At 47.3% G+C, this 12,676-nt stretch carries 8 protein-coding genes; 2 read left to right on the top strand and 6 right to left on the bottom strand.

Translation table 11 applies throughout. From position 1 onward, the window contains the following. Positions 1 to 116: 116 nt before the first annotated feature. The 4 genes from bioD to WBA89_RS01295 form a co-directional block, all read right to left on the bottom strand. A complete protein-coding gene (gene bioD / locus WBA89_RS01280; RefSeq protein ID WP_424403325.1) occupies positions 117 to 824 on the bottom strand; it encodes a dethiobiotin synthase in 708 nt (235 codons plus the stop codon). Positions 825 to 884: 60 nt separating this feature from the next. After that, positions 885 to 2,519, bottom strand: a complete 1,635-nt coding sequence (locus tag WBA89_RS01285; protein WP_424403327.1) for a protein kinase domain-containing protein — start codon at positions 2,517 to 2,519, stop codon at positions 885 to 887. Between the two features lie 424 nt (positions 2,520 to 2,943). Continuing rightward, on the bottom strand, positions 2,944 to 3,402 hold the full coding sequence (locus WBA89_RS01290; RefSeq protein WP_424403329.1) for a GatB/YqeY domain-containing protein: 459 nt from the start codon (positions 3,400 to 3,402) through the stop codon (positions 2,944 to 2,946). An 82-nt stretch (positions 3,403 to 3,484) separates the two neighbouring features. Next, on the bottom strand, positions 3,485 to 3,697 hold the full coding sequence (locus tag WBA89_RS01295; protein ID WP_424403331.1) for a hypothetical protein: 213 nt from the start codon (positions 3,695 to 3,697) through the stop codon (positions 3,485 to 3,487). A 176-nt stretch (positions 3,698 to 3,873) separates the two neighbouring features. On the opposite strand from WBA89_RS01295, the gene WBA89_RS01300 reads away from it, so the two are divergent. Then, complete coding sequence (locus WBA89_RS01300) at positions 3,874 to 4,821, top strand: ribose-phosphate pyrophosphokinase (protein WP_424403339.1); 948 nt, start codon at positions 3,874 to 3,876, stop codon at positions 4,819 to 4,821. 707 nt (positions 4,822 to 5,528) lie between these two features. Continuing rightward, positions 5,529 to 6,773: a DUF3747 domain-containing protein gene (locus WBA89_RS01305; protein WP_424403333.1), complete on the top strand. Its 1,245-nt coding sequence runs from the start codon at positions 5,529 to 5,531 to the stop codon at positions 6,771 to 6,773. A 436-nt stretch (positions 6,774 to 7,209) separates the two neighbouring features. On the opposite strand, the gene WBA89_RS01310 is transcribed toward WBA89_RS01305, so the two are convergent. After that, positions 7,210 to 8,121 (bottom strand): hypothetical protein, encoded by a 912-nt coding sequence (locus WBA89_RS01310; RefSeq protein ID WP_424403335.1) that lies wholly within the window; start codon positions 8,119 to 8,121, stop codon positions 7,210 to 7,212. Further along, entirely contained in the window at positions 8,099 to 12,403 is a 4,305-nt protein-coding gene (locus WBA89_RS01315; protein ID WP_424403337.1) for an AAA domain-containing protein, read from the bottom strand. The genes WBA89_RS01310 and WBA89_RS01315 overlap by 23 nt, the downstream gene beginning before the upstream one ends. Between the last annotated feature and the right edge of the window lie 273 nt (positions 12,404 to 12,676).

Genomic DNA, 12,676 nt, shown 5'->3' on the forward strand with positions numbered 1-12,676 from the left:
ACCTCATTCTTCTCTTACTCTGTGCTCTCTGCGCTCTCTGCGGTTAAAATAAAATCTTAATTTTTCACCGCAGAGGCCGCAGAGTACGCAGAGAAAGAGAGGTGTTTTCAATAGGGTTATTTAGAAGTCTGAGTAACTAAATTAACCCCCGGAAGTAATCGCTCTAAATCTAATTCTGAAGCTGATGCTGCTAATTTTGTCAGGTCATTTGGATCGTCTAAATGAGGCAAAGTACCCAGCACGGGCATTTGAGTCAGCGACTGGATCAAATCGATCGGTGTCAAGTCGGCAATTTCTTGTGCAGAACAAGCTTTAACGCAATTGAGCACAATACCTCTAAGCTTAAAACCCGCGTGTCTGGCGAGAGCAACATTTGCCACAGCTTGCCCGATCGCCCCCAGCCTCACAGGTACCACCAAAACTCCCCTCAGCCGCCAATCCCTGGCAATATCCGCCACCGTCAGTTCCCGCGTTACAGGCGAACCCAGCCCTCCCAAAGCTTCCACCAACACAAAATCTTTGCGCTCGCAGAGGCTTTGCAGCGCCGTCCAGACTTTTTCGAGTTCGATCGGTCTCCCCTCCCGTTCTGCCGCCACCGGCGGTGCTAGAGGCGCATCAAAGTGCAGCGGATTGAGTTCTTCGGGGGATTGGTCGAGGCGAAACAAACGGGTGTATACTTCGCGATCGCCCGTACCCGTTTGCAGCAGCTTCATAATTCCCAAACTGCGCTGCGGGAAATACATTTGCCAATAAGCAGCCAGAGCGCTGGTCAAAACAGTTTTGCCCGCGTCGGTATCAGTTCCAGAAATCAGCAGCGAGTTCATCGGCAAATAGCTAACAAGTAATTGACCTCAACTTCAGTCTAGGGGAATTTTGCCAGAAGTTTAGAGTTCGGGTTCCGGTGCGGGAGTTGGTTCGGGTTCCGGTGCGGGAGTTGGTTCGGGTTCCGAGGCGGGAGTTGGTTCGGGTTCCGGCGACGGCGCGGGAGTTGGTACCGGTTCCGGCGACGGTGCGGGTGTCGGCGCGGGAGTTGGCGCGGGTGTCGGCGCGGGAGTTGGTTTCGGTGTCGGAGTTGGTTTCGGAGTTGGTTTCGGTGTCGGCGCGGGAGTTGGTTTCGGTGTCGGAGTTGGTTTCGGTGTCGGAGTCGGCGCGGGGCTTGGTTCTGGTAAAGGTTCCGGGCTTGGTTCGGGTAACGGTTCCGGGCTTGGTTCTGGTAAAGGTTCCGGGCTCGGTTCTGGTAACGGTTCGGGTAACGGTTCCGGGCTCGGTTCGGGTAACGGTTCCGGGCTCGGTTCGGGTAACGGTTCTGGGGTTGGGGTTGGTAACGGTTGCGGGTTTGGTATCGGAGTTAGTGTCGGCGTTGGAGTTATGAGTTGTGGTGGTGTGGGAGTGGGTTTGGGTGTCGGTTTGTTGAGAAATGAGCCTACTAAGGCCCAGGAACCGAAGCCGGTCAAGATTACTAAGCCTGCTAGCAATCCGATCGCAGCAACGGGATTGTCCCAAAAAGAGCCGCCAGCGGGCTGAATTAGGGGGTCAGGTTGGTTTTGCGGGTAAGAACTAGGGGCGATCGGATCGGGATCGGGATCGGGCGATCGACCCACGGCTACTGTTGCTATTAACGAAGGGTTTGGCTGCTCTACTGCTGGCGCGGGCGGTACAGTTGGCTGGTTGGACTGAGGATTTGTTAGGCCGTCGAGTGCTTTGGCTACTTCGCTGACAGATTGATACCGATCGCCCGGAGAGCGATTTAACATCCGATTCAGTACCGCCGCCAAGCCCGGACTCACCTGCACTTGCTGCTGCCAATTCCACTGCAGGGTTCTTTGATCGAGCAATTCCTGCGGTTCTTTGCCCGTCAGCAGGACGATCGCCGTTACAGCTAAAGCGTAGAGGTCGCTGCTGGCAGTTGCCCGCCCGCTTTGCAACTGTTCCATCGGCGCGTAGCCGATTTTGCCGACAGTTGTTGCGTGGGGTGTTCCTTCGGGAGACTGAACTTTGGTGGCGAGTTCTTTCACCACTCCAAAGTCAATCAGCACCGGCAACTGGTCGTTTTCCCGGCGGATGATATTTTCCGGGGAGATGTCGCGGTGGATGATGCCGCGGGCGTGGATGTGAGCCAGTACCGGCAGCATTTGTCGGATAAATACCAAGACTTCGGCTTCGCTGAATTTGCTGCCTGCAGAAGTGCGATCGAGCAACAGTTCGCGGTAAGTCATCCCTTCCACGTAATCCTGCACTAAAAACAAACGTTGATTTTCTTCAAATATTGCCCGAAACTGGGGAATTTGCGGGTGTGCAATTTGGTAAAGTATTGCCGCCTCTCTTTGAAACAATTCCTTCGATTTTTCCAAAACGTAAGGCCCGCTTTGCACCGGAATCAATTCCTTTAGGGCGCAGCGTTCTTTAAACCGCCCCTCGTCTTCTACTAAATAAGTGCGGCCAAATCCCCCTTGACCTAAAATACTCACCAAGCGGTAACGGTTTTGTAGGAGAGTTCCAATAGCAATAGGTGGCTGCATAAGTTGTAGAAATTGTTAAAAAATAGGCGATCGCTCGCAGACCTAGTAATCCTAGGTCTTTAATGCTCTCAAGCATACTTCACTGTCTGTAGTTCCCAGTCCCGACCAAAGTTAGCATTTTACATTTTTTTACGCAACTTTGAGAAACCAGCAAATTTAAGCAGGGGCGATTCACGATCGGGATAGCTTCGCTTAACGCAGCGGGATAATCCCCTACATTCTTCGTTTTGACTGCTGACTGCTGAACTAAGGATCGAAAACTTAATAACTTAAACACCTCTTACAGTCCTCTCTCTGGTAAGTTGCAAGAAAGAAGGAGGCAGAGCCTCCGGATCTGCATTACCAGGCAGAGCCTGGTAACGAGCTACCAACTGCCAACTGACTACTGCCAACTGCCAACTGACTACTGACTACTGACTACTGACTACTGACTAAGCCTTGCTTTCACCATCTCTTGAATTCTGTTACCGTCTGCTTTGCCCTTAAGTTGCTGCATTGCCTTGCCCATCACCTTGCCCATCTCTTTTGCCGAAGTAGCGCCCACCGAGGCAATTACTTCGTCAACGACTTGACTCACCTCTTCGTCTGACATTTGCGGCGGCAAATACTCTTCCACAATTGCCAACTCCGCCTCTTCTTGTGCCACTAAATCTTCGCGGCCGCCTTTGCGGTATTGTTCGATCGAATCCCGGCGCTGTTTGGCTATTTGCATCAAAATTTCCAATTCTTGAGCTTCTGTCAGCGTCTCTTGCCCGGAAGGACGCAAGCTGACTTCTTTTTCGAGAATAAATTTTTTGATGCCGCGCACTGTTTCCAAGCGAACTTTGTCCTTGGACTTCATGGCTGCTTTGATTTCTGCGTCAATCCGTTCTCTTAAGCTCATCGATTTCTACCTTGCTTTGCCCAATATCAACAATCAGGAGTATGCTTCCGATTCTTAACTTTTTTTACTGTATTTTTCAAGTTTATTGCCGATCGATCGCATTTTTATCACTTTGAAGCCGGATGCTTTCGGCCTTTGACCGAATTTTGGGCGATCGCAACTTCCAGTCAGGGCCCGGACATTGACTGTCGCCAGAATTTTGAGACGCCGGCGGGCCGGCGGGCGATCGCACTTCTGGGACTTCTGGCAGTACAGAACTTGGTAGAAACGCGGTTTCTCGGACATACTTCTGCAAGTCTTATTCAGTTCGCCGGCACTCAACACTCGCGATCGCCCCGAAATTAAATCTATCAAAATAGTGACTGAATATTTCGAGTTTCCGATGGTAAGATAGCGGTGGAATAAACGTCCTGCAAGAGGCCTGCTGTGATCCGTTCTGCTACTTTACCGCTTCCGCTTCCCGAGCCGCAGATTTCTGCCCACGACCGTCTGCGACTGTTTTCCGGTTCTGCTAATATCCCCCTCGCCCAAGAGGTGGCTCGCTATCTGGGGATCGATTTGGGGCCGATGGTTCGCAAGCGGTTCGCGGATGGGGAACTCTACGTTCAAATTCAAGAATCGATTCGGGGTTGCGATGTTTACTTGATTCAGCCAACTTGCTGTCCGGTGAACGATCGCCTCATGGAATTATTAATCATGATCGATGCTTGTCGCCGCGCTTCTGCAAGACAAGTTACTGCCGTCATTCCCTACTACGGCTATGCTAGGGCAGACCGCAAAACAGCCGGCAGAGAGTCGATTACTGCAAAATTAGTGGCTAATTTGATTACTGAAGCAGGGGCCGGTCGCATTTTGGCAATGGATTTGCACTCGGCTCAGATTCAAGGTTATTTTGACATTCCTTTCGATCACGTTTACGGTTCGCCCGTGCTTTTGGATTATCTGGCGAGCAAGCAGTTGTCGGATATTGTTGTGGTTTCGCCGGATGTTGGCGGAGTCGCTAGGGCCAGAGCTTTTGCCAAAAAACTTGGCGATGCTCCCCTGGCAATTATTGACAAGCGCCGCCAAGCTCACAACGTCGCAGAAGTGATGAACTTGATCGGTGATGTCGATGGCAAAACTGCTGTGTTGGTGGACGACATGATCGATACTGCCGGCACGATTTGTGAGGGTGCAAGGTTGTTGCGCCGCGAGGGTGCGAGGCAGGTTTATGCTTGTGCTACTCATGCAGTGTTTTCGCATCCGGCGATCGAGCGTTTGTCTACCGGAGTCTTGGAAGAGGTAATTGTTACGAATACAATTCCTGTACCTGAAGAACACCGTTTCCCGCAGTTAACGGTACTTTCGGTAGCGAATTTGCTGGGCGAAACTATTTGGCGGATTCACGAAGATAGTTCTGTTAGCAGTATGTTCCGCTAGAGGGAAAATGCACTTTTTGAATGTTTGTTTTAGGGTGCGTCAACCAAGTGTTACGCACCGTTTTTTATGGTATATCCCCCTCGCATTCGCATAAAAAAAAGAGACTTTGATACTATTTTTTTTATGAGATATCCCCCTAAATCTTCTTTGAAAAAGAGAGCGCTGGGGAAATCGGGCTTAACTGCACCCTATTGAACTTTATGGTATTTGTTCGAGCTGATATATAGCCTTTCTCAAGTAGATGATGTACACTCCCTTAATGGGGAATCGGGAATCGGGAATCGGGAATCGGGAATCGGGAATTGGAATGGACGAAGCGGAGGGCAGAAATCTCCTCGCTGGTAGCTAACCCTCACTCAAATTACCAATCCTGCTATTACCTATTCCCTATTACCTATTCCCTATTACCTATTACCGCTCGAAGAAGTGCACCTCACGTTACACAGAACCGCTATATTGCACCACTTTCAATAACCTGTTGGGGCGGGTTCACCAATAGCTTTCAGGCGTTGCAGACAGGTTAAATAAACCCGCCCCAACCCACCCAAAAACTCCCGATCGACTGCTGCGGGCGAAACATCTAAGTTCGATCGCGCTCAGCATCACCGGAACAAGAGATGGTAAAATTCTATATTGTTGTTTGAAGACCTCGACCTTTTTTATTTTAAATATGTCCGGTCAAAACAAGGGGTAAATAGGAAAAAACCATGAAACATTCACTGGTACGAACCGCAGCCGCACTGACAGGTTCAGCAATTTTAACACTTCTGGCGATCGCCCCAGTCAAAGCATTTACTTTTGACGAAACCGAAATTAACCAAGAGCGAGTAGTTGCGATCGCCCAACCCCGCCCCTTCGGCGGCTACCAATTGCTAATTGTAGAGCAAGTAACAGACAGACGGCAATGCTGGAGCGAAAACGGCTCCAATCCCGTCAGAGTCGATCCCTTATTAGTTAATTTTGATTTCACCGGCATTTGCGGCCGCGCCACAGACAGCAACGGCTTTTCTATTCGCATGGGCGGCACCGATTTAGCATTAAAATACAGCCTGAGTTTGGAAAAAATTGACGGCAATGTTGTACTCATGGGAACTTCCTTCGATCCCAACGCTAAACCGATAATTATCGGCCGCACAAACGGTGATGTTAACGGCTTTATGAAAATCGCTCTCGATCCGGGCTGGCGATTTAGTAAAAGAGCTTATCAAGGCAAAGTGTTGGGTCATTTTTATTTCACAACCAGTCAAACCGCGCCGGGAGAAACTGGCAATACCGGAGGAAATACCGGAGGAAATAACGGCGGAAATAACGGCGGAAATACCGGAGGAAATACCGGAGGAAATACCGGATCTTCTACATTCGGAGATATTGCAACCGATATCTACGCTGCCGAAATTAAAGAAGCTGTCGCGCTGGGATTTGTAGCGGGCTTTGCTCAAGATAATACCTTTCGGCCCCAACTTGCTGTCACCAGAGAGCAATTAGTATCTTTAGTATTGGAATCCTTGAAAGGAATACAAGGTGCTAATATCGCATTTCCCAGCATAGTTGTTTCCCGTCCCTACAGCGACGTTGATAGCTCACGCTGGAGTGCGGGAAAAATTCAATTTGCGCGAGACAATAAGATAGTCAGCGGTTATCAAGATGGAACTTTTAAACCTACGCAGCCTGTCACGCGCGCTGAATTGATGGCGGTGATGCGAAGATCGGCAGAATTTGGTTTGTTGGCGCGGGGAATGCAGCCGAATTTATTGGCTAAACAGCAGCCTAAAACTTTTTCAGATACTCAGAATCATTGGGCTGCTGCGATTATCAATCAAATGTCTGGTTATTGTGGTGTAGCTTCTCCTCTTAACGAAATTGGGAATCGGTTTGCTCCCGATGATTCTGCAAAGCGGAATTACGGGGCGGCGGCTACTTTGCGGATGCTGAAATGCGTTAAGGCTCAGTAGAATTATTGTAGGGTGCGTCAGTTTAGCAATCTTAAGACTGATATCAAATCCTCTCTTCATCAAAATAGTAAATTCACTGTTGACTGTTGACTGTTGACTGTTGACTGTTGACTGTTAACTGTTAACATCATGAGGAGTGAACCGGAATTGATATGACGCACCTACAGGATAGAAAATACTGAAATCTAGGAATTAGTTAGATCGTGTTCGGTAGATTACCATAACAAAAACGGTTCGTAGTGTAGAATGCGAGTCCGCTCTTTTCTTGTGGACTCGCAACTTTTATGGCAATACGGTTCACTTAACATATTTATGCCCCGGAGATCCCCCTAAATCCCCCTTAAGAAGGGGAGTAGGGGTTGACTTTGAGAGCATTCTTGTCCCCCCTTTTTAAGGGGGGTTAGGGGGGATCGTATTAAGTAAACCGTATTGACTTTTATGGTTTCTTCTTTTTTCCTGCGGCTGTAGATGACTTTTTGCGAGTTTTTTTAACCGGGATTGTTTCTGACTCAGGCTGTGCTATTTCTTCCGTTGATTTGCACAATTCATTCAGCAATTTATGCTGGGATTCGAGTTGGTTGAGAAAGTTTGATGCTGTTTCTAATATTTGCTTTCCCTGTCGGGCTTGAATGGTAGTTTTATTTTCTATTCCATCCAGCAACACAAAAACTGATACTGTTTGCCAAATATCTAAATCGTCGCCAATTACATCGCATTTGGTGACTATTTTGCCGTTTTCTGGGACATGAATTCCTAAACCGGATGCTTGGATTAACGGCTGGATTTCTGCTATGCTTAAATCGGCAAAGTCGGTAATTTGATGTTCCAGCGATACTAATTCTGCTAAATCTGGTAAATCGCTGGATTCTGCGGCTGCAGCATCGAATTTGAAGGTGAGAGTTTGATTTAAAGGATCGGAAATCGCGTAAATTGATTGAACGTGCGATCGGCTAACCGTACCTTTTTCGCAAAAATCTTGACCTTGCGGGGCGATCCTCTTCGAGGGCTTCGCTAACGCAATTTTACCATTATCCGCCACCTCCAAAACCTCCAAACCAACCAAATTAGCCGCCGCAGTCTTCACAAAAATCAGATCCAACCCCAACAAATCCGCCAATTCCTGCAAAGTCGGCGCAGGATCGAACTCAAAACCAGCCCGCAAAATAAACTCCTCCAACACGTTAAACTCGCGCGGTTCGCTAACAGTCACCTCCAGCGGAGTTTGGCGGATAGCAAAGCGAAATTGACGCGCCGCCAACACCGACAAACCAGGATTTTGTTGCTCGATTTGTGCAGCTAGCGAACTTAAATTCGAGTCAATTGATTTAGCTGAGGACGCTAGAAACATCTACAAAACCTCCCCAGTGACGCACCGTTTTTGAAACTTCCTGATACATTTTTCCCACAGTACCTGTTTGTTGGGTAAATAAATCGTGACAGCCGACAACTACCAGCAATTCCTGGGCGCGGGAAAATGCCACATTCACCCGTTCCGGTTCCTTAGCAAATCCAATATCGCCCCTAACATTATTGCACACCGTGCTGACAATAATTACAGGTCTTTCCATGCCTTGAAATATGTCAACCGTACCAGTGCGGATGCTCAAAGAAGGAAACTTTTCGGCTTCTATTCTATCTTTAATTGCGTTCAATTGTGCGCCGTAAAAAGTAATGATTCCGATTTCCTTCGGCGGTTCACCCTCTAATATTTTAGGCCGCCAAGCACTTTCCATCTGTTCGCACAAAAGCTCGATCGCATCAATCTCCTTGACATTCAGCCGCGAAGTACCCTGTTTCTCCTCCTCAAACCCTTGTCCCACAGGCGTTTTCACCCACAGGAGGTGATGGTTTTCTTGAATAATTTTACCTGCGAGATTGTGCGCGCGTCTCGTATCGGCTTCCAGAATCCCGCAGTTGAGTTTTTGTTGGTAAAACTGATTGATTGCGCCCATGATTTGCGGGTGCATTCGGTATTGAGTTGTCAGCATTTTCTTGATCCCGTCGCTGGCATTTTCAAACAATACTTTAAACAGCGATTCTTTGATAAAGCTAAGTTCATCTCCAGTGCAACCGATATCTTCGGCGATATCATCGATCGTACTGCGATCGAACATCGGCGGCAATTGCCTGTGATCGCCCACCAATACTAATTTTCTACCCTTCAAAGCTGGAATTAATAACTCTGGCGGAGTGCATTTGCTAACTTCGTCAACTATGACTGCATCAAAGCTGGGAAAGTTTTTGCTAAAATCAAAACTCGCAGCTTGCACGCAGGTAATGCCGATGACGTTAGCATTGTCAATATAAATTTGCTTTAAATCGTTGCGGTCTTTTTCCGATGGATGGCGAAGTTTTTCGATCCAATCTGTAACAAAAGTTTGAGAACGATTTAAGGCTATTTCTTCTCGTTCTAATTCCTTCTGAAAATTAGTGAAAATACGCTTAATTTTGCGTAAAAAATCCACTGCAAATAATTCGACACTGGGAATTTCGGGTTTGTATTTTTCCGGGAAACTTTGCCATGCTGACTCCCACCAATTTCTCTCAATTATTAATTCGGCTGTTGGTTGCTGCTGTTGCAGTTTAGCCGTAATGTCGTTTAATTCTGCTTGAAGTTGTGCGAGTTGCTGCTGCAAACCGGTGCTGGTTGTTTGCAGCGGTAATAATTGCTCGTCAAGACGGCTTTTGATATTTTCCAAAATCCCGAAAGGATCTAAGTCAGCAATGGATTTTTCAAGCTGGATCGCGCTCAACTTCCAAGCATCAATTTGCTTGACAAAATGCTGCGGTTGCTCCCAAATATTAGACTTTTGCGCGAGATATTGTTCGGCTAAACTCCGCAATCTTTCAGGTACATTTGGCTGGGCGACAATTGCTTGCAACAAATTAGTAACTTCGCTAATTTTTAAATTCGCCTCTTGCTGCGCTATTTCTACCTGATTTTGGGCTGCAGATATTTGCTGCTGATTCAATGTTTGACCGATTTTATCTAATAATTGTTGCTGTTTGCTCAGTTGTTGTTCGGTTTCGGTTTTCAGGGGAATTATGCACTGGCGGGCGTTGGCGAGGATGCTGTGCAGCAATTCTTTGACTAGGCGATCGCAAGTTGCCTGGATTTGATTGGGCTGCAAGGATTCACTGTAAAGTTGTTGAATTTTACTGAATAAATTGTTCGCTTTTTCTACGAAAAATTTGCGCTGGCTGGGGCTGATTTGGGCGTAGATGGCGAAGTTTTTGGCTAGTTGCTGCCATTGCGCCCGATCGCCCGCAGCGAGCAAAATCGGCGTTTGACTCAAATTTAGGTGCAAAAACTCGCTAAACCGGAATTGCTGCCCTTGAATGTCCTTAAAACCCGCGCTGGCTTCGTGGGAAATTGCGTTTTGCAGTCTTTCCAAATCGGGTAAATTCACTTTACTCTTAGGAGGGACGATCGGCAATTTGAGCGATCGGGCAATTTTCAGCAATCCCGCAGGCAATTCTACCATTTCATCAGTCAGCATCGCGTTAGTTTCGCAGCAAGATTGCACAACTTTATAAAGTGTGGCATCTGCTGTCTCAATCCACTCTGCAACGCTGACGACAACGGCGGCAATTTCCGTTTTTCGCAGTTCCAAATTCTTGATTTTCTGTTCGAGATTGTGGCGGTGCGTCTGATTTTGCAGATCGCCCAACTGTAGCTGATTCACCGCCTCCGACAACTGCCGCGACACCCGCAAAGACTCCGCAACCGCTGACATAGCGTGACAAACCTCATCAGCGCGATCGCCCGCCGCCTTAAATTCCAATATTTGCGCTGCTACAGTTTCCCGCAACCAAACCGCAATTCCAAACGCGCCGCACATAGGGCGATCCAAGCCAATTTGAATAGCATGATTAACACAAATTCGCACATTTGCCATAAAGTTTTCTACTAAAACATTACCTTCAGAATAAGGTTTTAGTTTCGGCATAAACTCGGCAACTTCCGAAGATTCCCAGTTAATATCCGGTGTAGATAGCAAATTTGCTAAGCCATCAACCAAAAAATCAAGCTCGCTTTTAGCCGTTAAACTTAGTTCATAGGCTGCCGTTTGCGCGGTCAATTTTTCCTCAACATCTGCCTTGCCGTCGTGAAGGTGCTTTAATTGCTTAAAAAAATCTTTTTCCGTGGCAAAGTAGGCATTAAATCGGTCGGAATCTGCCAGCAACTGCCGCAAAAATGTGATATTCGTCTGGCGCTGCGAGAGCTTTTGTTCGCAATCAATCGCCGTATTTTGCAGCCAAGTGCCGATCGCATTTTCCTCCAAAAACGGCTGGCCTTCTTCCTGCACCTTATGAGCTTTTCCCTTCCGCAAAGCCCGAATCGCCGGATTGTGCACCAACCGACTCAAAGCATTATCAACCGCCAAATTTGCCTGGGAAGCAATTAGCGTTTTCCCGCCCTGACGAGCAATTTGATAGCAAATCTCCGCAATTACCGTCGTTTTTCCAGTTCCCGGCGGGCCTTGAATCAAAATTAAATCCCGCGCCGAAAGCACCATTTCTACGGCGGCGAGTTGGTCGTCGTTAGCATTGCGATTTAATAAATCTTCCCGATCCAATTTAATTAATTTATCGGGAATTCTCGCCTGGGAAGAGTCGAATAAAAATTCGCTCAAATACGGATTTTGAGCGCGCCCGTCAGTCAGCATTTTTAAAGCTTTTTTCTTGCGATCGATCTGACTGATATCGCCGGCTGCTTCAAAATACAAAAAGCCTTGTTTTGGCAGTTGATATCTGCCGCCAGCCATGCGCTCGCCCAAATCAAAATCTAACTTAATCCGCAATTTACCGCGTTCAAACTCAATTTCAGCAATGCTACCCAAAGTTTCGCCATCGCGCGAACTTCTGCTTCCGGGCGGCGAATCAAATAAGATAATATCTTCATTTCTGGCTTGTTTTAACCTTTCGCGAAAGTCGCCGATTTGTAAGGGATTTTCATCGTAGCCGTCAAGAGTTGCAGAATTGCGATCGATTTCAAAAGTTACGGTTTTTAAGCCAGAACCGTAGTTGTGGGCGCGGAAAGGTACGCAAAATTGACGCGCTTCGGCGATGCGTTTTTCCACATTTAAGAAAGTGTGCCAAACTTTTAATTGTTCGGTAGTCGGTATGTGTCTGTCGTCCCAAAATGGTATTTGTTGGACGCGGGCGATCGACTTTGCAGGAATTGGCGATCGAGTTTGCGGCAAAAGTCGCAACTGCACCGGCAAAACATAGCCATCTTTTCTGCCTCTGGGAACCGCCACCAAACCAGCATCCAGCAGTTTTAAGCCGCCGATTCCGTCTTCTGTGCGTACTGTTGCTAACAATCGCAAAGTGCGATCGGCTTTTTGCAACAATTCTGGCAATTCAAAATTATCTCCATCCGTAGCAAGAATCAATTCCCAAATTTCTTCTTCAGAAAATCTCTCATTTACCTTTTGGCGGCGCACGTAAAAAAGACTGTGGGATGTGCCGGCTATTTCCGACATCAAAAGTTTAGCGCGTTCTCTGCATTCCCAATCGTAATATTTCGCTAAAGCGGCTTCTCCTTCTATATCCCGAATAAATTTATTAATTGTGCGATCGCCACTAAATTTATATCCCCAATCTTCTGCTACTAAAGATCGCATATTTTGATATTAGATTGTAGATTGTAGATTTTAGATTGGATCTAAGATTAGCACATCGGTTTGTAGGATTTAACTCGTTACCAGGCTAACTCGTTACCAGGCTCTGCCTGGTAACGCAGATCCAGAGGCTCTGCCTCGCATTTATACCAATTTCATAAAGTAGCGCTAGATATTACCCCCCCAACCCCCCCTTATTTCGGGGGGGAGTGGGGGGGGTAGTAGCACATATGAAAGAAAAATGGTATTAGATTGGATTTAAGATTAGCACATAGG

This window comes from Microcoleus sp., from assembly GCF_049646505.1.
Classification (GTDB): domain Bacteria; phylum Cyanobacteriota; class Cyanobacteriia; order Cyanobacteriales; family Microcoleaceae; genus Microcoleus.